We start from the raw sequence: 18,860 nt of genomic DNA, 5'->3' as shown, positions 1-18,860 counted from the left end.
TTAAAGGAGGGACGCAAATGGATCAGCAAATTGAAATACATATAGAAAAATTGCTTTCTTTTATGAAGGAGGAAGCGTACAAACCCCTGACCGTTCAGGAGCTTGAAGAGGCATTTGGGATAAAGGAATCCTCTGAGTTTAAAGAGTTCGTGAAGGCTCTTGTTTTGATGGAGGAAAAAGGACTTGTTGTAAGAACTCGCAGCAACCGCTACGGAATTCCGGAAAGGATGAATCTATTCCGCGGAAAGCTTAGCGGGCATGCCAAGGGGTTTGCCTTTTTAGTGACGGAGGAGCCGGGTCAGGATGATATTTTTATTCCGCCGGGCGAGCTGAACAATGCCATGCACGGTGATACGGTGCTTGTCCGAGTCAGCACAGAATCAAGCGGCAGCAGGCAGGAAGGGACCGTCATCCGCATCGTTGAACGCGGCCTGAAAGAGGTTGTCGGAACGTATACGGAAAGCAAAAACTTCGGATTTGTGATTCCGGATGATAAAAAGATTCCCAATGATATTTTTATCCCTAAAAAAGCCTCTAATGGCGCGATTGAAGGGCATAAGGTCGTTGTCAAGCTGACAACCTATCCTGAAGGCAGAATGAGCGCTGAAGGGGAAGTGACAGCGATTCTCGGGCACAAAAATGATCCTGGTGTGGATATTCTTTCGGTTATCCATAAACATGGCCTTCCTCAGGCGTTCCCTGTAGAAGTGCTTGAGCAGGCTAACGAAGTTCCTGAGACAATCCGGGAAGAAGACATCAAGGACCGGCGCGACCTCCGCAATGAAATGATTGTGACGATTGACGGAGCGGATGCAAAGGATCTGGATGACGCAGTCACGGTGACTGAGCTCGATAACGGAAACTATAAACTTGGCGTTCATATTGCTGATGTCAGTCATTATGTGACGGAAGGTTCGCCAATTGATAAAGAAGCGCTAGAGCGTGCTACGAGTGTTTATTTGGTAGACCGGGTTATTCCAATGATTCCCCATCGTCTTTCAAATGGAATCTGCTCGCTTAATCCGAAGGTTGACCGTTTCACGCTTTCCTGTGAAATGGAGATTAACAGCGTTGGAGAAGTCGTGAAACATGAAATTTTCCAGAGTGTCATTAAAACGACGGAGCGGATGACCTATTCAGATGTGAAGGAAATCCTTGTGGATGAAAAACCGGAGCTCCTTGAAAAATATGAGCCGCTGATTCCGATGTTCAAGCGCATGGAAAAACTGGCACAAATCCTTCGCAATAAGCGTATGAACCGCGGTGCGATTGATTTTGATTTTAAAGAAGCGAAAGTTCTTGTCGATAAAGACGGAAAGCCGACAGAAGTCGTTCTTCGGGAGCGGACCGTTGCCGAGCGTTTAATTGAAGAATTCATGCTTCTGGCAAACGAAACAGTTGCCGAGCATTTTCACTGGATGAAGGTTCCGTTTATCTACCGGATTCACGAGGAGCCGAATACGGAGAAGCTGCAGCGTTTCCTTGAATTTGTCACAAACTTCGGATACTCGGTAAAAGGAACAGCCAATACGATTCATCCGCGTGCCCTTCAGGATATTCTGGACGATGTAGCAGGACAGCCTGAAGAAATGGTCATTTCAACCGTCATGCTACGCTCCATGAAGCAGGCGAAATATGATCCGGAAAGCCTTGGACACTTTGGCTTGTCAACTGAGTTCTATACGCATTTTACATCTCCGATCCGCCGTTATCCTGACTTGATTGTGCATCGTTTGATCCGGACTTATTTAATTGAAGGCAAAGTGGATGAAGCGACAAAGGTTAAATGGGCTGAAAAGATGGAGTTGATTGCGGATCAGTCATCAAACATGGAGCGCCGCGCAGTGGATGCTGAGCGCGAAACAGATGATCTTAAAAAAGCAGAGTACATGCTTGACAAAGTCGGCGAGGAATATGACGGCATCATCAGTTCTGTCACAAACTTCGGCATGTTCGTCGAGCTGCCGAATACGATTGAAGGACTTGTCCATGTCAGCTATTTGACAGACGATTACTACCGTTATGATGAGCGTAACTATGCGATGATCGGCGAGCGCACGGGAACTGTGTACCGCATAGGGGATGAAATCACCGTACGTGTCGTAAATGTCAACAAAGACGAACGGGCCGTTGATTTTGAAATTGTCGGCATGAAAGGGACGAGACGCCGTTCAGCCAAAGATGCTCCTAAAGTCATTAAAGGAGACCGCGGCAAGCGCAGCGGGGCAAAAGAAGGCAGAAACAGAAGGAAATCTGCTTCTGATGACAGAAGGAAGCCTGCTGAACGAAACGGAAGTGTGGAGGACGGCTGGAGCAACCAGAATCCCAACAAAAAGAAGAAAAAGAAAAAGAAGTCGTTCCAGAATACCCCTGTGGCAAAACGGAAGACGAAAAAGAAGAAAAAGCAATAACAGATAGAATGGACAGGGAGCCTCAGGCTTCCTTTTCCTTTAATCTTTTGCTAAAATAGAGGCTATCGCCATAGAGAGAGAAAGGGGATGCAGCATGCCAAAAGGAACCGGAAAAGTCGTTGCGCAGAATAAAAAAGCAAACCATGATTATGCCATTGAAGAAACATATGAAACGGGCATCGTCCTTCAGGGGACAGAAATAAAAGCGATCCGCGCCGGACGCGTAAATTTGAAAGATTCTTTTGCAAGAGTGCAGCAGGGTGAAGTTTTTCTTCACAACATGCATATTTCACCTTATGAACAGGGCAACCGCTACAACCACGAACCTTTGAGAACGCGCAAGCTGCTGCTTCATAAAAAAGAAATCAGCAAGCTGATCGGACTGACAAAAGAAGAAGGCTACGCACTTGTCCCTTTAAAAGTGTACCTGAAAAACGGCTTTGCCAAAGTTTTGATCGGACTCGGAAAGGGTAAAAAGAAATACGACAAGCGTGAAGACCTTAAGAAGAAAGAAGCAAAACGAGAAGTCGAGCGTGCTTTCCGCGAACGTCAGAAGGATTATTGATTGACAATAACTTACAATTGATATTTTGCGTCGTTCTGCTATAATGGAACTTATAAGACAAACACACAATTTCATATACGCTCAAGCTTGATATCGAGCGTCTCCGAACACCCATGTGAGGCTTGGATTCATTTCCATGCTGAACCTTATATCATGGGGACGTTACGGATTCGACAGGGATAGTTCGAGCTGTAGCTGCGAGTCGAGGGGATCGTCCTCGTCAAAACGTCAAAGCCAATAATAACTGGCAAACAAAACAACAACTTCGCTTTAGCTGCTTAATAACAGTCTATAGCGGTTCCTCCCTCCATCGCCCATGTGGTAGGGTAAGGGACTCACTTTAAGTGGGCTACGCCTGATGCCTCCGTCTGGGGATAAGGGAAGAGATCAATCAGACTAGCTGCTCCGACGCCCGTTGATAGGCATACGAGTCAGCGAATCCCAAATATATCAACTACACTCGTAGACGCTATGGTGCCGATGTTTCTGGACGTGGGTTCGACTCCCACCGTCTCCACCATACATAATAAATGACAACAGATCAGCCTTTGAGGCTGGTCTGTTTTTGGTTTTGGCCAGGGTATATTTCATGAACAAACAACAGACAATGCAAGTAGTGAAACATAAATTGAGCAGGAGGTTAAAGGAGCATGAATGTTTTAGGCTACCGCTACGTAACGGTATCTGAGCACAGTATGGAAATGGTTGATTTTCTTGAGAATAAGCTTGGCATTCCAAATGGGCGAAAAGAGACAGATGATAATCAGGGCGGAATTTTTACTGCGGGGGACAGCCAGCTGGAGTTCTGGAGAAAAAGTGACTGCATGCCAGCATCCGTTATGCTTCAGCTTATTGTGGATAATGCGGACGAGTTTGCTGAGTTTGCATCAGCCAGAGGAGTCAAGTTTGATGGAACGATGTTCGAGCAAGGTGAAAAAATCTATGCTCTGACTGCTCCTGACGGTACGCCAGTGACCATTCATTCTGCAGTTGAATAAATCAGCCGTAACGTTTTGTTACGTCACGGCCCAGTTTTTAAAAGTGTCAGCACTCGAACAAGTGACGCCGAAAAAAGAGGCCATCACCTGAAAAAGTGGCAGCACTCGGGTTAAGGTGGCACAGGCGCACCTTACTTTACAGGGATCTCTATTTTCTCATCGTAAGTCTTCACATAATGCATTCCCTCTACAACTAAGTAATAGGGTTTAGCAGACGTATTGAAAATAAGCGTCCTCTCTTTCATACCCTTCCCATTTTTCTGCGTGTAGCTTTGGTTCACTGTTGTTTCAAGCGGAACGCTTCGGCCCTGGTGATCTGTCAGGGATAACTCCTCAAGCATAACATCTTGATCTGTTATCACAGTAACTTCAGTTCCGTGTGATGTCGCGGCAACGTTTTTAATAAGAAGTTCTTTTTCCGCCGGCAGAATCTGCAGCTCATCAGCCTCGCTGAGCGGAATTTTCCTATTTAAAGTTTCGTAACCGGTAAATGTCTTCATGACAATGGTGAGTGTTTCAACTGTTTCTGGCAAGGCGTCGTACCGGATATCAAAGGATGTGCCGAACAGTGATGTGCTGCTCCCACCCCCTGTAAGCGGAACGTTTTTCCCGTCTGCTTTCAGTTCGATTCCTTCAAGGGCAAAATCAGCACGGTCAAAATTTTCGACATCAAGCTTTCCTTCTATAGCAGTCATTGTTGGTGATGCTTTGATTGAGCTGAAGGTGATGCTCCCTTTATCAACGCGTAATGTTTTCCTGATTGGCTTTTTTAAAGAGGTCTGCAGGGCTTTGTTTGGCTGATAAGGGAATGTCAGAGCAGATTCTTTTATGGATCCATTTTTCATTTGCTCTGAAAAATGCAGTGTAAGGTCATTGGAAAAAGGGCTGACCGGTTCAAAAAATAAAATGCCTTTTAATTCAGTGGCGTCATCATTTAATTGTGATGTACCGCTCTCTGCCTGAGACTGTGTAAAAAGGCCGGAAATTCTGGCAGGTGAAAGATCGGCATCTGAAGGAAGACCGTTTTCGTTTGCCATCGTATAGTACAGGACAAACTGATTCTCATCAGCCATTGCGCCATTAATCGTGAGCTTTGTTCCGTCAGAAAGAATGGAATCTTTTTCAATAATCTGTCCGTATCCTTTTTCATTCAGATCATTGAGTGTGCCTGAATTCAATTCGTCAAAACCTGACAGCACTTTTCCGTAATAGGCTAATGCGTCATATTGAAAGGTGACGATTCCGATAAGGAAGATTGCTGCTGCAGCTGTCAGAAGGAAGGAGGGGCTTTTCTTTTTTCTGACAGGCACTGATTGGAGTGCCCTTCTTAATCTTAATTCGAGCTCATCAGGTGCGTGAATCTCTTCTATTTGCTTTTTTGCTTCAATAAACAATTCATCGCCGGTTTTCAACTTATTCACCTCCAGTAAGGGTTCTCAGTTTTTTTAGTCCCTGAAATATGCGTGACTTTACTGTACCAAGCGGGGTATTGGTCATCTCTGAAATCGTTTGAAGTTCGAGATCGTGCAAGTACTTTAAACTTAAAGCTTCTCTCTGTTCTTCGCTTAAGCGGGCCAGGAGGTCCTGTATTTCCATCTGGTGCTCGCTTTGGATGATTGGATTCACTGATTTCTCCGAGTTTGATGTCCATTCATTTAATGGCAGTGTTCTTGTTTTTTCCCGAAGCAATGATTTGCAGCAATTGACTAAAATGGTTTTGCTCCAGCTGTAAAAGGATTCGGGTTTTTTCAGCTGGTCGAGCTTTTCGTATACTCTCACAATCATTTCATCCATCGCATCCAATGCGTCGTGCGGGTTGTTCATATAAGTAAGGGCAAGCCTGTAATAGGCGTTTTTTTCTGCCATGATTAAGTCGAGCAGAGCTTCCTTATCGCCCCGCTTCGCTTTTTTTATCAGTCGTGCTGCCTCCATTACTTCACCTCTCTCTTTCTAAGAGTGACAGACTGGTAAAAAAGTTCAAATTTTTTTATGAAAGTCAGACTAAAATCGGGTTGTTGACAAAATACCCAAAGGGGTATATTATAAGTCTTGTTCACATCAAATCGTTTAACGGGGAGATGCTATCGTTGATTGGTTGTTTTTAAGTTCAATCATGTTATCATGTATTTTACTATATAACCGCTGCTTTCCTGTGCGGGGGATCGCCTGCAGCAGCATGCCGGATCAGCCGGCAGACGGGATTATGGTACTGGATCTGAGAGCTTACAATGAGTCTTATAAGAATCCTGTAGCTGGTGCAAGAAACATCCCGGTTGCATATTTGCACAGATATTATAAGGAAATTCATCATAAACACATTCATGTGATTGCATCTAGCAAGGTGCAGAGAGATTTCGGCATCCGTGTCCTGAAGAAAAAAGGGTTTCAGGTCAAAGGGTGTACGATTGCCAATATAAATGCTTAAAGAAAGGAGAGAAGAACATGGAGTACAATGATCAAATGAAAAACCGGGTTAAGCGGATTGAAGGTCAGCTTAGAGGCATTCTTCGGATGATGGAAGAAGAGAAAGACTGTAAAGATGTGATTACACAGCTGTCTGCCACAAGAACAGCGATTGACCGGACAATTGGTGTCGTTGTAAGCTCTAACCTGGTGGAATGTGTACGGGCCGCAAATGAGGAAGGCCATAACACGGAAGATCTGGTTAAGGAAGCTGTTAATCTGCTGGTAAGAAGCAGATAAAATAAAAGGGTTGACACCCTCTTTATTTTTAACCAGTATGATACCCATAGGGGTAAAGGTAATTTTTTTATCAAAATTTATACCCTTAGGGGTAAATGCAGGAGGAACTACACATGTCAGAAACTAAAAAAACGACCATCGTTCTTTTCAGCGGTGATTATGATAAAGCAATGGCCGCTTACATTATTGCAAACGGCGCAGCAGCGTACGATCATGAAGTAACGATCTTTCACACGTTCTGGGGATTGAATGCCCTTCGCAAAGATGAGCCGATTGCTGTTAAGAAAGGCTTTATGGAAAAAATGTTCGGCAAAATGATGCCGCGCGGCGCAGATAAAATGGGGCTTTCCAAAATGAATTTAGCCGGAATGGGTCCAAAAATGATCAAAGATGTCATGAAAAAGCACAACGCTGTCCCGCTTCCGCAGCTGATTGAAATGGCTCAGGAACAGGATATCAAGCTTGTAGCCTGCACGATGACGATGGATCTGCTCGGCCTTCAGGAAAAAGAGCTTCTTGATAACATTGAATATGCCGGTGTTGCCGCTTATTTGGCAGATGCAGAAGACGGCAATGTCAATCTGTTTATCTAAATGGAAAGGTGTGAAAAGAGTTGGAGATTGTGCAATACGTTCTAATTGGCTTGCTTTTATTGTTCCTTATAAAGAGACTCATGCCAGCAAAAGGGATTCATACAATTTCAACTGCTCAGCTTAAAGAGCAGCTGGATGACCGCAGCAAGCAGTTTATTGATATCAGGACTCCTGCAGAGTTTAAGGTGAGGCACCTTAAAGGATTTAAAAATATGCCGCTGCATCAATTGGCTCAAAAGGCACAGCTCCTTTCAAAGGATCGTGAGGTTGTCGTGATCTGCCAGAGCGGAATGCGAAGCCAGAGTGCCTGCAAAACGTTAAAGAAGTTAGGTTTTAAAGATGTGACAAACGTTAAGGGCGGAATGAATGCCTGGAATTAAGGAGGCTAAATGAGATGAAGCAAATGACGGCAAAAGAAGTGGAAGTGTCGCTTAAAAACTTAACGGTGATTGATGTCAGGGAACCGGATGAAACAGCAGCCGGCAAAATTCCCGGTGCAGTTAACATTCCATTGGGGCTCCTAGAGTTCCGCATGCATGAGCTTGATAAGACGAAGGAATACACAATGGTCTGCCGTTCAGGCGGAAGAAGCGGCCGCGCAGCCCAGTTTCTTGAAAGCCAGGGATTCAAGGTCATTAACATGACAGGCGGAATGCTTGAGTGGGAAGGAAAAACGGAGTAATTTTCACAGGAAAATGCATGTAGACAATTAGGAGGAATGAAGATGAACACGCTGAAAACGAATTTGACACTTGATGCAAAAGGACTTGCATGCCCGATGCCAATCGTAAAGACAAAAAAAGCGATGAAAGGTCTGGAACCCGGGCAGGTACTTGAGGTGCTTGCTACAGACAAAGGGTCAAAGGCTGATCTGAAAGCCTGGGCAGGAAGCGCTGGGCATCAATATCTGGGAACGATTGAAGAAGGAGAATTGTTAAAGCACTACGTAAGAAAATCATCAGCAGAGGAAACAAAAGAGAAAACGTACCCTCACGTAAGCAGCAATGAAGAGCTTGAAACAAAGCTTGAAGACAGCAGCATTGTGATTCTTGATGTACGGGAAGCTGCAGAATACGCGTTTGAGCACATTCCGAATGCAATCTCTATTCCGCTTGGCGAGCTTGAAGACCGGATGAACGAGCTGAAAAAAGAAGACGAGATTTACGTTGTATGCCGTACAGGCAGCAGAAGTGATCTGGCCGCTCAAAAACTTGCAGGCAATGGATTTGCCAACGTGAAAAACGTTGTTCCAGGAATGACTGCATGGTTTGGGAAAACAGAAAGCATCTAACAAATTTTTTTACCATTTAATATACCTTAGGGGGTAATTGAGCATGACTTTGAATGTGATGACAGCAAAAGAAGTAACGAAAAAGGTGTTTGATAAACAGCCTTTATTCATCTTGGATGTCCGCAACGAAAGTGATTTTCAGGATTGGAAAATCGAAGGCGAGAACTTCAGCTATTTAAATATCCCATATTTTGATTTGCTTGATGGGGTTGAAGAAATTTTAGATCAGATTCCCGCAGACCGTGACATATTAGTCGTTTGTGCAAAAGAAGGATCGAGCATTATGATCGGCGAAATGCTTGCTGAGGAAGGCTTGTCTGTGTCGTATTTAAAAGGCGGCATGAAAGCCTGGAGTGAGCACCTTGAGCCAGTAAAAGTCGGAGACTTAAAGAACGGCGGCGAGATTTATCAGTTCGTCCGCATCGGGAAAGGCTGTCTTTCCTACATGTTCATTTCAGAAGGTGAAGCAGCGATTATTGACTCAACCCGTATGACCGATCTTTATCTCCAGTTTGCTAAAGAGAAGGGTGCGGCCATTAAGCATGTTTTTGATACTCATCTGCACGCGGATCATATTTCCGGCGGAAGAATCATCGCGGAGAAAACAGGCGCTGCCTACTGGCTGCCTCCAAAGGATGCTGGAGAAGTAACCTTTGACTACAACGCCTTAGAAGGCGGAAAAGATGTCACAATCGGCAGTGCGACAATCACTATTCATGCCCTTTATTCACCGGGTCACACGATTGGATCAACTTCCTTCGTCATTGATGAGAAATATCTGCTTTCAGGTGATATTCTTTTCATCGATTCCATTGGAAGACCTGATCTTGCGGGTATGGCAGAAGACTGGGTTGGCGATTTGCGCGAGAGTCTTTATAAGCGCTATAAAGAACTGTCAGAGGATCTTCTTGTCCTTCCGGCTCATTTCATGATGATTGATGAGTTGAATGACGATGGAAGTGTTTCTGAGAAGCTCGGCGTCCTTTTTGAAAAGAACCATGGATTAAACATTGAAGATGAAAATGAGTTCAGAAAGCTTGTAACAGAGAATCTTCCTCCGCAGCCAAATGCGTACCAGGAGATTCGCGAAACAAATATGGGGAAAATCACCCCGGATGAAGAACAGCAGCGTGAAATGGAAATCGGTCCAAACCGCTGTGCAGTAAGATAATCAGACTTTAAATCAACTCTGGGAGGAATTTAATAATGGAAACAGCAAAAGTATTAGACGCAAAAGGTTTAGCGTGTCCAATGCCAATCGTCAGAACAAAAAAAGCGATGGCTGATCTTGAATCAGGACAGGTGCTTGAAGTACATGCAACAGACAAAGGTGCAAAGGCGGACCTTACAGCCTGGTCAAAGTCGGGCGGCCATGAGCTTGTGAAACACGAAGAAGAAAACAGTGTCTTCAAGTTCTGGATTAAAAAAGGATAAAGAGAGAGGGAACCGGTTCGGGTTCCCTTTTCCAATAAGGAGAGTGACTCACCATTGGATTTTTCATTTATTATCACTATTTTCTTAATCGGTTTTATCGGTTCATACATTTCCGGGATGCTTGGAATTGGCGGTTCCATTATTAAGTATCCGATGCTGCTTTACATTCCGCCCCTTTTCGGACTTGCAGCCTTCAGCGCCCATGAAGTGTCGGGAATCAGTGCCGTGCAGGTCTTCTTTGCGACAATCGGCGGTGTGTGGGCCTACAGAAAAGGCGGGTATTTGAATAAGCAGCTCATTCTTTATATGGGAGCAAGTATCTTAATCGGAAGCTTTATCGGAGGATTCGGGTCTAAAGCGATGTCTGAGGAAGGCATTAACGTGATTTACGGAGTACTCGCTTTAATTGCAGCTGTCATGATGTTCATTCCTAAAAAGGGCATCGATGATATTCCTCTTGACCAAGTAACATTTAACAAGTGGCTAGCGGCTGTTTTAGCACTTATTGTAGGAGTTGGGTCAGGAATCGTCGGTGCAGCCGGGGCATTTTTGCTTGTGCCGATTATGCTCGTGGTTCTTAAAATTCCTACAAGAATGACCATCGCTTCGTCGCTTGCAATTACATTCATTTCATCCATTGGAGCAACTGTCGGGAAAATAACGACAGGCCAGGTTGACTACTATCCTGCGCTGATTATGGTTGTTGCTAGTTTGATTGCTTCTCCGCTTGGTGCAATGGCAGGTAAAAAAGTGAATACGAAAGTGCTTCAGATCATTCTCGCTGTCTTGATTTTGGCGACAGCAGTGAAGATCTGGCTCGATATTCTTTAATTGTAAGAGCAGCAGATCATCGGTTGATTTGCTGCTCTTTTATAAAAAAACGGTTCCCAATCCTCCTGCCTCTTGTTAAAATTAGGGAGATGCTAAACAAGGAAGGATGAAAACCATGTTTAAAAAGATCGCTTCAGAAGCACTTGGCCTGTCAGATATCGGTACAATCATCAGCCCTGCAGACTTTGATAAAACAGATGCTGACGATTATGTCATGCATGAAGACAACGAAAAAATTTACTTCCTGATCAAAACAAAAGCTGACGAGTACTGCTTTACAAACCTCGCGTTTATCCATGTAGACGGTGCGAATGCAGTCTCTTCAAAGCGAACATTGAAACGCTATCCGTACGCACAGCATAAGTTTTCAGATGTAATGCTTGAAACAGCAGGCAAAATTGATATGGACGTTGAAATCAAGTTCACACTCGGCAGCCAGCGTTTTGACATTGACGTGCGCAAAGATCAAATTGAACAGCTGAAGGATTTGTATAAATCTCTTCTCCGCATTGCTGAAACAACGCATGAGAATGCCATCTACATCGATATGGCGTCTCAAAGTCTTGATAAAGCAGTAAACGTGCTCCAAAATTCCAGAACGGATGATACAAAGCTTGCGGATACATACAGAGATTTGACGGACTTCGGGTTCACTTGGATGACATCTGTACGCGAGCAGTACCATATTAAAGATTTCGGCAGTGTGTTTGAAAAGTATATTAATAATTGACAGTAAAAGCCTGCTCTCTGTGAGCAGGCTTTTTAGATGCATTGTTGCATCCCCTGCTGGAAACCTGTGCAAATAGTCTGAAGTGTGTTGACAATGAGAATCGTTCTCCATTATAATGACGAAGTACTTATTGAAAATCATTATCAACAGCGATAAACAGGGGGAAATAACATGTCACTTAAGTGGACGATTTTATCAGCGGCTCTTGCATCAGCGCTTATCATCAGCGGATGTTCAAAAGAAACCGCGTCATCAAATGAAGAGAAGCCGGCTGCAGAAGAGAAAGCAGGCAAAGAAGAACAAGTGAAATCAGATACAGAAGAACAGGGAGAAACGGAGCCTGAAGCTCTTGTGGTCTCTTATAAAGAAGCAGTTGCCGAACTTGATAAAGCAAAAGAAGATAAAGAAGTGGACTTTGCAAAGGTAGAAGAGATCTACATAGCAGACCTTCAGCCGCTTGTTAAAAAGCGCGATGAGGAATTCGGAGAGCAGGTTGACCAGACTCTGACAGCTGCACTTGCAGCCGGCAAGAACGAAGAAATGAATCCGGTTGTTGTAAGACAGCTTTTTGATAAGCTCATGCAGAAAGAATTCTTCCAGACTGTCAGACACGAATTTGCTGAAATTGATGAAAACTGGGGAAATAAAGAAGAAGTCACGAAAGAATACGAAGAAGCAATGGCATTTTACAGCGTTCTTCAAGGTACTGTTGAGAAGAGAGACGCTGCATATCAGTCAAACATGCAGGATGTGATCTCCGGCGGATTCAGCGAAATCCAGTCAGCCATTGAAAATGACGACAAACTTGCATTCTCACTGGGCAAGCAAGTAGTTGACAAAACGTTAATGAAAACTTTCTATTATGCAGTAGGCGCTGTACCAAACGGCTATGCAACAAAAGCTTCAGAAACAGCGAAAACGGACGAGACTGAAGCAATGATTCAGCAGTCAGAAGGATGGGCATTCTATCAGTCCCTGTATCCTTATCTGCAAAAGAATGCGCCTGAAGAAGGAGATTACATCCTTGGCCAGCTTGATCTTCAGACTAAAGCTAAAAATCTTGATGCCTACAAAATCAACAGAGCGTTCGTACGCGGATTCGGCAAGATTGCTCTTCACGAATATGAAGAAAGCAAAGAAGCGTTCGGTGAAGAAAAAGGAACCGTTACAGCAATTGAAGGTGCTCTTTTCATCAACATGATTGAAAATGACATCAAAGAAATTCTTGGCGAAGAAGAAACAGCGAAGCTGAATGAAAACGCTCAAGCATATCTTGAAGCTGCAAAAGCAGGCAATAAAGAAGAAGCAGACAAATATATGCCTTTACTTGAAGAGAGCTTAAATAATCTCATTCAGAAAGCTCAATAATATGGTATAAAAGAAGAAGCCTTGTTTGCAGACAAGGTTTCTTCTTTTTACGATAAGGAGTTTAATGCAAAAATGAAAGTACTTATAACAGGCGGGGCGGGCTTTATTGGAAGCCATCTTGCCATCCGACTTCTAAAAGAGGGCATGCACCCGGTTTTGATTGATCAACTTTGTGAGAAACAGCCTGAAGCGAGAAAAGAATATCAGCTGAAGCAGGTATTAAAAACAGGGCCTGCGGCATATTACAATAGCAATTTCCTTGACCGTGACAAGGTTTCTGCCGTTATGGTTAAGGAAAAACCTGATGCTGTTGTTCATCTTGGAGGACTGGCAGGGGTCATACCTTCCCTCAAGAATCCTTCTGATTATATTAAGACGAATATTGACGGCACAAACAATGTGCTTGCCTGTGCCGCTGAACAGAATGTGAAGCATGTGATCTTTGCTTCCTCTTCATCCGTTTACGGAGAACAGGCAGGGCTTCCGCTGTCAGAGGATATGGCGACAGGAAGGGTTCTTTCCCCGTATGCTGCCTCCAAAGCAGGCGCAGAGGCACTCTGCCACTCATATCGCCACATGTATGGCTTTCAGATGAATATCCTCAGATTCTTTACCGTATATGGACCGTGGGGAAGACCGGATATGGCATTTGCCACCTTCATCCGCAAGCTTTTCCGAAATGAGCCGATATCTATTTACGGCCAGGGTACCGGCCGTGATTATACGTATATCGATGACATTGTAAGCGGCATTCTGCTGACACTGAAATCAAAAGAGAGTGACGTGTACAATCTTGGATCCGGGCGCCCGGTTTTGATGAGTGAGGTTGTGGATGAGATCAAACATCACTTTCCGAATGTGAAGCTGCTGCAAAAAGAGGCAAGGATAGGCGATGTGACGTCGACCTGGGCTGATGTGTCAAAAGCACGGGTGAAACTCGGGTATGATCCTGCTGTGTCTTTTAAGAAAGGATTTGAGGAAACTGTTGCCTGGGCAAAAGAGCATTCGGACCTTATTTAATCTGACAGGTCTCATTCTTGTTGGCTTTTTTATCTTTATCAGTCTCCGCGTGTTCCATCCGGAATTAATGATTGGCCAGTTTCAGTCTCTCCTTCAGCGTCCGTACGTTCTGATTTTGATGACTCTTCTGTACGGGTCTGCCTTTATTTTGCGGGCAGCTGCTTGGAAGCTGTATCTCAAAAACCGGGCCTCCTTCAGAAAGTGTCTGGCTGGCCTGCTTTACAGCCTTTTTGTCAATCATGTATCTCCTGTAAAAGCAGGTGACGCTGTGAGAGCAGCTGTTTTTAAAGGCGACCGGAATATATCTCTTGGACAGGCAGCCCACTCTGTGGTTGTGCTGAGGCTTCTTGACATGCTTGTGCTGATTGTTTTTGCAGGCTCAGGCTTTGCTGTGCTTCTTGGCAGATTTGGCCTGAATGTTCCGCTTGTTATTCTGCTGGCCGTTCTTGCAGGTGCTGGGCTTTTACTGCTGGGGCTGAAATTCCCGGAGTTCCTCCGCAAGCAAATCCTTCAGCTGAAAGAAGGGCTTCACGGTGTGAGGGGCATGGCGGTTTTATGTTTAATCATTGTGAGCTGGGTGCTTGAAGCGTTCGTTATTTTTGGCGTCGCTGCGCCGGGCAGTTTATCCTACATTGAATCAATTTGGGTAAACAGCGTGACGATTGCAGGACAGATCTTTCAGGTGACGCCCGGCGGGGTGTGCACTTATGAATCAGTGATGACAGCGGCACTCGTTCAGACAGGTGCAGCCGTTCAGGAGGCTTACGGATACGCAGTCATCAGCCACGTATTTAAGTTTGTCTTTTCTTATGCAGGCGGCCTGGCGGCATTTTTGCTGCTGCCGCTTCCTTTGAAAGAACTGACAAAATTCATGAAAAGAAAGGAGAGGAATCGGAGTGGAAAAAGCTAAACAGGCTTCATCTTTTGAGAAAATTGCTGCATGGTGCTGGAATCTGCTGAATGAAGGCAAGCCGTTCACACCCATTTTTGCAGCAGGTACTTTTTTGCTGTTTCATCTTGGTCTTTTTGAAGATGTCCGTTTTTGGCAGTCGTTCGCAGGTTCGCTGCTCGTCGTCATTCCATTGCTTATTATTTATTATCTTTATGATTTCCCTCTGTTTTTAAGAAATTATTTATGGATTCCGTTCATTGCGTATTTGCTGATGTTTGATGCAGTGAATCTTGGCCTGCTCTTATTTGCTGCCGGTCTTTATTTCTTTTTTACGGTCTTTTTCTGGGGAACGTTTTATTATCATCTGAGGATTGGGACGTCATGGACTAACTTTACGCGTTTTTGGAAGCTTGTATTAAAAAACAGCGACTCCACAAGCGGAAATGCACAGGAGCAGCTGCCGAAGCTGATGCTTGTTCTTTCCGTCTGGAGCTATGCGTTCAGCGTTTTATACGATGGCGGAACATTTGCAGATATTGCCGCAGGGCAGCTTATCATGCTGTATGCAGGTCTGTTCATTTATACCTTTATTCTTCATCACTATCTGTTCGACTGGAAGCCGAAGCCGATTGAAACGTATACGGATAACGCCGAAGTACCTGAAAATGGCATGAACGAAAAAGTAGTTGTCATTGTCATCGACGGGATGAGAAAGGAACGGTTTGAAGAAGCGGATACCCCTTATCTCGATTACCTCCGCAAGAACGGAACAGAGTATGCGAAGATGGAAACGGTGTATCCGGCAAGAACAGTCGTGTGTTTCTCCTCCATGTTCACCGGCACATACCCGTTTGAGCATGGCATAAAATCCAACATGGTGTGGAGATTCGGAGTCCGGACAGAAAGCATTTTTGATTCCTTGCGCAAAGTAGGGAAAAAAGGAAAAATGCTTGCCGTTGCCCATCTTGTTGATGCCTTTGGCAAAGACGTTGAAACCTTTACCGCCGTTATGAAAAATGATGTGGTTGATTATAAAATCATGGAAAAAGCAAAACAGATCATGGACGAGCAGGATCCTGAGCTGTTCATCGTCCAGCTGATCTCAACAGATCAGACTGGCCACAGCAGGGGTGTATTATATGACGAATATCTTCAAAAAATAAAAGAAGCCGATCATCTCGTAAAAGATTTTATCGGACACCTCGAAAAATCAGGCAAGGCCGAAAATACGACGTTTATCATCTGTGCGGATCACGGACAGGCGGACGGAATCGGCGGTCACGGGCATCTTGATGAGGGAGAGCGGATTGTGCCGTTCTTCATGTACGGCTCAGCTATTGCCAAAGGCAAAGTGGTGGAGGAAAAACACAGTCTTGTATCGATTGCACCTACCCTTTCCTATCTGCTTGGCGCACCATTCCCATCGCACAGCAGGGGACCGGTGCTAATGGATGCCGTGAAGAAGGGAACAGAGCAATGACAAAACAGAAAGTAATCGTATTTCTGCCCGCATACAACGAAGAAAAATCCATCGCATCTGTCATCGAATGTGTTCCACGGAACATTCATGAGAGTGTGGACGTTGAAATTCTGGTTATTGATGATGGTTCAACAGACGCAACTGTCTGTGCTGCAAAAGCGGCAGGCGCTGATCATATCATTTCATTGCCGCGTAACGGCGGCCTCGGGGCCGCAGTCAGGGAAGGCCTTGCGCAAAGCTTTCGATTGGGGGCAGATATCTCTGTCATGATTGATGCCGACAACGAATATCCAGCGGCTGAAATTCCAAACCTCCTCGAACCGATTTTTGCAGGAGAAGCTGACTACACGATGGGTTCGAGGTTTTTAGGAACGATAAAAGGGATGAAGCTTCATAGAAGGCTTGGCAATTACTGTTTTACCCTCCTTCAGTCGCTTCTTTTAAGAAGGTGGATCTATGACGGGCAGTCAGGCATGAGGGCGTTTTCCCGCCAGGCAATGGAACACGCAGAAATCATTCATGACTACAACTATGCCCAGGTGATTACTCTGAATCTCGTACGCAAAGGCTTCAGGGTGAAAGAAGTGCCCATCACCTATCAGGTGCGGACAGAAGGGCAGTCATTTATTAAATTCAGAAAATACATGTCGTCTGTTTTGCCTGCCATTCTTAAAGAAATGACGCGCCCGGTCAAAAAACCGGCTATAAAAAGAGATGCACATGTTTTGCCGCTTTTTAGAGAAAATAAAAAATGCTCCTAGAGTATTTTTTATTTTCTCATTTTTTATTGACAATAAAAATGAGAATCATTATCATTGTTTAGGGAGGGAACATAATGAAAAAGACATTTATTCTGCTTTTTGCACTAATACTATTCAGTTTGCCTGTACATAACAGTGCTTTTGCTTATTCCTACGGTGATCCGAATGAGGAGAAGATTGCAGAAGCTTATAAAAACATGCAGGTTCAACTCGATGAATCTCCTCCTGATTTTGCTGAGGCAAAGAAGATTTATGAAACGGTTCAGGAAGAAGTGGATATGCACATGGGCGCTGAGCCTTCAAAGGCAATCCTTCAGAATATAGAAGATAAAGACAAAGAACAGCTGGTTCAGAACATGGAGAAGCTTCTTGCCATGAACATCAGCCGCCGGCTTGAGAACGTAGACGCGAATTTTAAAGATTACGACACAAGCAAACGCCTGCTGGCAAAAGGCTTTGCAACTTATGAAGCTTTGTCGCCGCGCATCGCGGAGAGTGACCCTGAAATGGACCAAAAGAACAAAGACGAATTCAATAAAGCTTTAAAAGCTCTTGGAAATCCGGGCCTTTTCGGTGTCGGAAAAGCAGATGCAAGCCAGGATTCGTTTAATGAAAGCAAAGATGTTATTTTAACGAACCTGAAAAAAGAATTTGATATAGAAGATTTTGAACAGGGCCACTTTACAAGCGGAGAGGAAGAATCGACCGCTTCAGAGACGACGGACTGGACAGATCTTGCGAATCTGAAAAACTGGATTCCAATTCTGCTGCTTGCAGCAGTGATTGCGGCCGTTACAGTCTTCACCATCAGGAGAAGAAGAAAGTAGCCGCATTATAAAGGGGAGGGTATATTATGCAGCTTCAGGCATTTTTAATCACATTCCGCGAAGTACTTGAAGCCCTGCTTATTGTAGGGATTATCACCACTTATTTAAAAAGAATAGACAATGCAAAGCTTGTGAAATTTGTCTGGCTTGGTGCAGGCCTTGCCGTTTTTGCAAGCTACCTTGTTGCATTGCTTTTCCAGGTCGTCTTTACCGGCTTTTCGGCAATGGGAAGCGAAATGTATCTGAAGATCTCCATTATCTTTATATCCTCCATTCTCTTAACGCAAATGGTTTTCTGGATGGCCGAACACAGTAAAAACATCAAGTCCTCCATCGAGGGGAAAATCAGTCATTATATTTCGGCCGGAAGCATCATCGGCATGGTGATGCATTCCTTCCTGGTTGTCCTCAGGGAAGGTGTAGAAACGGTCTTCTTTTTCGCAGCCATCACAGGCGGGAATATTGGCGCCGCTCTGCAGGGCTGGGGAGCCATATCCGGACTGCTCGTCGCTTCTGCTGTCAGCTATTTGTTCTTTAAAGGAACAATGAAAATTTCTCTTAAAGCATTCTTTAGAATCACGGGGGCTTTCATTGTCCTGATTGCTGCGGGCTTGTTTGTCCAGGGCATTTCCATGCTGCAGGATTTAAAAATCATTGGAAGCGTCATGCCTCATGTGTACAACATTACGTGGCTGCTGCCTGAGCATCCGATTGATTATGCGCATTATCTGCGCGATCACGGGACAGCACCGCTTTTATCAGGAGATATCGGCATCTTCCTTAAAGCATTCCTTGGCTATTCATCCATGCCTTCTCTCGAGGAAGTCATCGGATACCTCGGCTATTTTGCCGTCATCTATATGCTGCTGACAGCCAAGAAGCCTGTAAAGAAAGAAAAAGAAGCATCCAAGGAAGTATTGAAGCCTGAGGCACGTATAGGATAAAAAGCGCAAGGC

General features: G+C 44.5%; 22 protein-coding genes and 1 other RNA gene. 21 read left to right on the top strand and 2 right to left on the bottom strand.

Going from position 1 to position 18,860, the window contains the following annotated elements; translation table 11 throughout:
* Nucleotides 1-17 precede the first annotated feature (17 nt).
* The 4 genes from rnr to ACTSEZ_RS11855 all read left to right on the top strand — a co-directional run bounded on the left by rnr (nt 18) and on the right by ACTSEZ_RS11855 (nt 3,974).
* Entirely contained in the window at nt 18-2,411 is a 2,394-nt protein-coding gene (gene rnr / locus ACTSEZ_RS11870) for a ribonuclease R (protein WP_369734412.1), read from the top strand.
* Nucleotides 2,412-2,505: 94 nt separating this feature from the next.
* Nucleotides 2,506-2,976, top strand: a complete 471-nt coding sequence (gene smpB / locus ACTSEZ_RS11865) for an SsrA-binding protein SmpB (RefSeq protein ID WP_029284570.1) — start codon at nt 2,506-2,508, stop codon at nt 2,974-2,976.
* Between the two features lie 155 nt (nt 2,977-3,131).
* Nucleotides 3,132-3,496, top strand: a transfer-messenger RNA (tmRNA) gene (gene ssrA, locus ACTSEZ_RS11860).
* 130 nt (nt 3,497-3,626) lie between these two features.
* Complete coding sequence (locus tag ACTSEZ_RS11855; protein WP_369734411.1) at nt 3,627-3,974, top strand: VOC family protein; 348 nt, start codon at nt 3,627-3,629, stop codon at nt 3,972-3,974.
* A gap of 131 nt (nt 3,975-4,105) precedes the next feature.
* On the opposite strand, the gene ACTSEZ_RS11850 is transcribed toward ACTSEZ_RS11855, so the two are convergent.
* Both ACTSEZ_RS11850 and ACTSEZ_RS11845 read right to left on the bottom strand, forming a co-directional pair.
* Nucleotides 4,106-5,386, bottom strand: coding sequence for a DUF4179 domain-containing protein (locus ACTSEZ_RS11850; RefSeq protein ID WP_369734410.1), 1,281 nt, complete (start codon nt 5,384-5,386; stop codon nt 4,106-4,108).
* Nucleotide 5,387: 1 nt separating this feature from the next.
* Nucleotides 5,388-5,906, bottom strand: coding sequence for a sigma-70 family RNA polymerase sigma factor (locus ACTSEZ_RS11845; RefSeq protein WP_369734409.1), 519 nt, complete (start codon nt 5,904-5,906; stop codon nt 5,388-5,390).
* A gap of 244 nt (nt 5,907-6,150) precedes the next feature.
* Here ACTSEZ_RS11845 and ACTSEZ_RS11840 point away from each other — a divergent pair, with 244 nt between their 5' ends.
* From ACTSEZ_RS11840 to ACTSEZ_RS11760, 17 genes are all read left to right on the top strand, one after another.
* Entirely contained in the window at nt 6,151-6,399 is a 249-nt protein-coding gene (locus ACTSEZ_RS11840; RefSeq protein ID WP_369734408.1) for a rhodanese-like domain-containing protein, read from the top strand.
* Nucleotides 6,400-6,416: 17 nt separating this feature from the next.
* Nucleotides 6,417-6,677, top strand: a complete 261-nt coding sequence (locus ACTSEZ_RS11835) for a metal-sensitive transcriptional regulator (RefSeq protein ID WP_029284564.1) — start codon at nt 6,417-6,419, stop codon at nt 6,675-6,677.
* Between the two features lie 113 nt (nt 6,678-6,790).
* Nucleotides 6,791-7,270, top strand: a complete 480-nt coding sequence (locus ACTSEZ_RS11830) for a DsrE/DsrF/DrsH-like family protein (RefSeq protein WP_369734407.1) — start codon at nt 6,791-6,793, stop codon at nt 7,268-7,270.
* Nucleotides 7,271-7,290: 20 nt separating this feature from the next.
* On the top strand, nt 7,291-7,650 hold the full coding sequence (locus ACTSEZ_RS11825) for a rhodanese-like domain-containing protein (protein WP_369734406.1): 360 nt from the start codon (nt 7,291-7,293) through the stop codon (nt 7,648-7,650).
* A 14-nt stretch (nt 7,651-7,664) separates the two neighbouring features.
* On the top strand, nt 7,665-7,952 hold the full coding sequence (locus ACTSEZ_RS11820; RefSeq protein WP_369734405.1) for a rhodanese-like domain-containing protein: 288 nt from the start codon (nt 7,665-7,667) through the stop codon (nt 7,950-7,952).
* Nucleotides 7,953-7,994: 42 nt separating this feature from the next.
* Nucleotides 7,995-8,561, top strand: coding sequence for a sulfurtransferase TusA family protein (locus tag ACTSEZ_RS11815; protein WP_369734404.1), 567 nt, complete (start codon nt 7,995-7,997; stop codon nt 8,559-8,561).
* A 43-nt stretch (nt 8,562-8,604) separates the two neighbouring features.
* Entirely contained in the window at nt 8,605-9,732 is a 1,128-nt protein-coding gene (locus ACTSEZ_RS11810) for an MBL fold metallo-hydrolase (RefSeq protein WP_369734403.1), read from the top strand.
* Between the two features lie 35 nt (nt 9,733-9,767).
* The gene (locus ACTSEZ_RS11805) at nt 9,768-9,995 is read left to right on the top strand and encodes a sulfurtransferase TusA family protein (RefSeq protein WP_369734402.1); all 228 of its coding nucleotides are present in this window, start codon (nt 9,768-9,770) and stop codon (nt 9,993-9,995) included.
* A gap of 54 nt (nt 9,996-10,049) precedes the next feature.
* Nucleotides 10,050-10,826 carry a sulfite exporter TauE/SafE family protein gene (locus tag ACTSEZ_RS11800; RefSeq protein ID WP_369734401.1) on the top strand — a complete coding sequence of 259 codons (777 nt, stop codon included), beginning with the start codon at nt 10,050-10,052 and terminating at the stop codon, nt 10,824-10,826.
* 115 nt (nt 10,827-10,941) lie between these two features.
* Nucleotides 10,942-11,556: a PH domain-containing protein gene (locus ACTSEZ_RS11795; RefSeq protein WP_369734400.1), complete on the top strand. Its 615-nt coding sequence runs from the start codon at nt 10,942-10,944 to the stop codon at nt 11,554-11,556.
* Nucleotides 11,557-11,727: 171 nt separating this feature from the next.
* Nucleotides 11,728-12,924, top strand: a complete 1,197-nt coding sequence (locus ACTSEZ_RS11790; protein WP_369734399.1) for a hypothetical protein — start codon at nt 11,728-11,730, stop codon at nt 12,922-12,924.
* A 72-nt stretch (nt 12,925-12,996) separates the two neighbouring features.
* On the top strand, nt 12,997-13,944 hold the full coding sequence (locus ACTSEZ_RS11785; protein WP_369734398.1) for an SDR family NAD(P)-dependent oxidoreductase: 948 nt from the start codon (nt 12,997-12,999) through the stop codon (nt 13,942-13,944).
* Nucleotides 13,910-14,854 (top strand): lysylphosphatidylglycerol synthase transmembrane domain-containing protein, encoded by a 945-nt coding sequence (locus tag ACTSEZ_RS11780; protein ID WP_369734397.1) that lies wholly within the window; start codon nt 13,910-13,912, stop codon nt 14,852-14,854. The genes ACTSEZ_RS11785 and ACTSEZ_RS11780 overlap by 35 nt, the downstream gene beginning before the upstream one ends.
* Nucleotides 14,841-16,316 carry an alkaline phosphatase family protein gene (locus ACTSEZ_RS11775; protein WP_369734396.1) on the top strand — a complete coding sequence of 492 codons (1,476 nt, stop codon included), beginning with the start codon at nt 14,841-14,843 and terminating at the stop codon, nt 16,314-16,316. Before ACTSEZ_RS11780 ends, ACTSEZ_RS11775 begins: the two co-directional genes overlap by 14 nt.
* A complete protein-coding gene (locus ACTSEZ_RS11770; protein ID WP_369734395.1) occupies nt 16,313-17,077 on the top strand; it encodes a glycosyltransferase family 2 protein in 765 nt (254 codons plus the stop codon). Before ACTSEZ_RS11775 ends, ACTSEZ_RS11770 begins: the two co-directional genes overlap by 4 nt.
* Before the next feature lie 74 nt (nt 17,078-17,151).
* Nucleotides 17,152-17,904: a hypothetical protein gene (locus ACTSEZ_RS11765; RefSeq protein ID WP_369734394.1), complete on the top strand. Its 753-nt coding sequence runs from the start codon at nt 17,152-17,154 to the stop codon at nt 17,902-17,904.
* 26 nt (nt 17,905-17,930) lie between these two features.
* The gene (locus ACTSEZ_RS11760; RefSeq protein WP_369734393.1) at nt 17,931-18,848 is read left to right on the top strand and encodes an FTR1 family iron permease; all 918 of its coding nucleotides are present in this window, start codon (nt 17,931-17,933) and stop codon (nt 18,846-18,848) included.
* Nucleotides 18,849-18,860 lie beyond the last annotated feature (12 nt).

The organism is Metabacillus mesotrionivorans (genome assembly GCF_052171315.1).
GTDB lineage: Bacteria > Bacillota > Bacilli > Bacillales > Bacillaceae > Bacillus_P.
The sequence above is the reverse complement of the archived record's forward strand: the minus strand, read 5'-3'. Positions and strand labels throughout refer to the sequence as shown.

What these genes read in the sequence shown, in the direction of transcription:
- ACTSEZ_RS11830 (WP_369734407.1), top strand. Translation starts at nt 6,791, where the DNA reads ATGTCAGAAACTAAAAAAACGACCATCGTTCTTTTCAGCGGTGATTAT.
- ACTSEZ_RS11855 (WP_369734411.1), top strand. Translation starts at nt 3,627, where the DNA reads ATGAATGTTTTAGGCTACCGCTACGTAACGGTATCTGAGCACAGTATG.
- ACTSEZ_RS11820 (WP_369734405.1), top strand. Translation starts at nt 7,665, where the DNA reads ATGAAGCAAATGACGGCAAAAGAAGTGGAAGTGTCGCTTAAAAACTTA.
- ACTSEZ_RS11835 (WP_029284564.1), top strand. Translation starts at nt 6,417, where the DNA reads ATGGAGTACAATGATCAAATGAAAAACCGGGTTAAGCGGATTGAAGGT.
- ACTSEZ_RS11765 (WP_369734394.1), top strand. Translation starts at nt 17,152, where the DNA reads ATGAAAAAGACATTTATTCTGCTTTTTGCACTAATACTATTCAGTTTG.
- ACTSEZ_RS11840 (WP_369734408.1), top strand. Translation starts at nt 6,151, where the DNA reads ATGCCGGATCAGCCGGCAGACGGGATTATGGTACTGGATCTGAGAGCT.
- ACTSEZ_RS11785 (WP_369734398.1), top strand. Translation starts at nt 12,997, where the DNA reads ATGAAAGTACTTATAACAGGCGGGGCGGGCTTTATTGGAAGCCATCTT.
- ACTSEZ_RS11795 (WP_369734400.1), top strand. Translation starts at nt 10,942, where the DNA reads ATGTTTAAAAAGATCGCTTCAGAAGCACTTGGCCTGTCAGATATCGGT.
- rnr (WP_369734412.1), top strand. Translation starts at nt 18, where the DNA reads ATGGATCAGCAAATTGAAATACATATAGAAAAATTGCTTTCTTTTATG.
- ACTSEZ_RS11810 (WP_369734403.1), top strand. Translation starts at nt 8,605, where the DNA reads ATGACTTTGAATGTGATGACAGCAAAAGAAGTAACGAAAAAGGTGTTT.
- ACTSEZ_RS11790 (WP_369734399.1), top strand. Translation starts at nt 11,728, where the DNA reads ATGTCACTTAAGTGGACGATTTTATCAGCGGCTCTTGCATCAGCGCTT.
- ACTSEZ_RS11770 (WP_369734395.1), top strand. Translation starts at nt 16,313, where the DNA reads ATGACAAAACAGAAAGTAATCGTATTTCTGCCCGCATACAACGAAGAA.
- smpB (WP_029284570.1), top strand. Translation starts at nt 2,506, where the DNA reads ATGCCAAAAGGAACCGGAAAAGTCGTTGCGCAGAATAAAAAAGCAAAC.
- ACTSEZ_RS11815 (WP_369734404.1), top strand. Translation starts at nt 7,995, where the DNA reads ATGAACACGCTGAAAACGAATTTGACACTTGATGCAAAAGGACTTGCA.
- ACTSEZ_RS11760 (WP_369734393.1), top strand. Translation starts at nt 17,931, where the DNA reads ATGCAGCTTCAGGCATTTTTAATCACATTCCGCGAAGTACTTGAAGCC.
- ACTSEZ_RS11845 (WP_369734409.1), bottom strand. Translation starts at nt 5,906, where the DNA reads ATGGAGGCAGCACGACTGATAAAAAAAGCGAAGCGGGGCGATAAGGAA.
- ACTSEZ_RS11805 (WP_369734402.1), top strand. Translation starts at nt 9,768, where the DNA reads ATGGAAACAGCAAAAGTATTAGACGCAAAAGGTTTAGCGTGTCCAATG.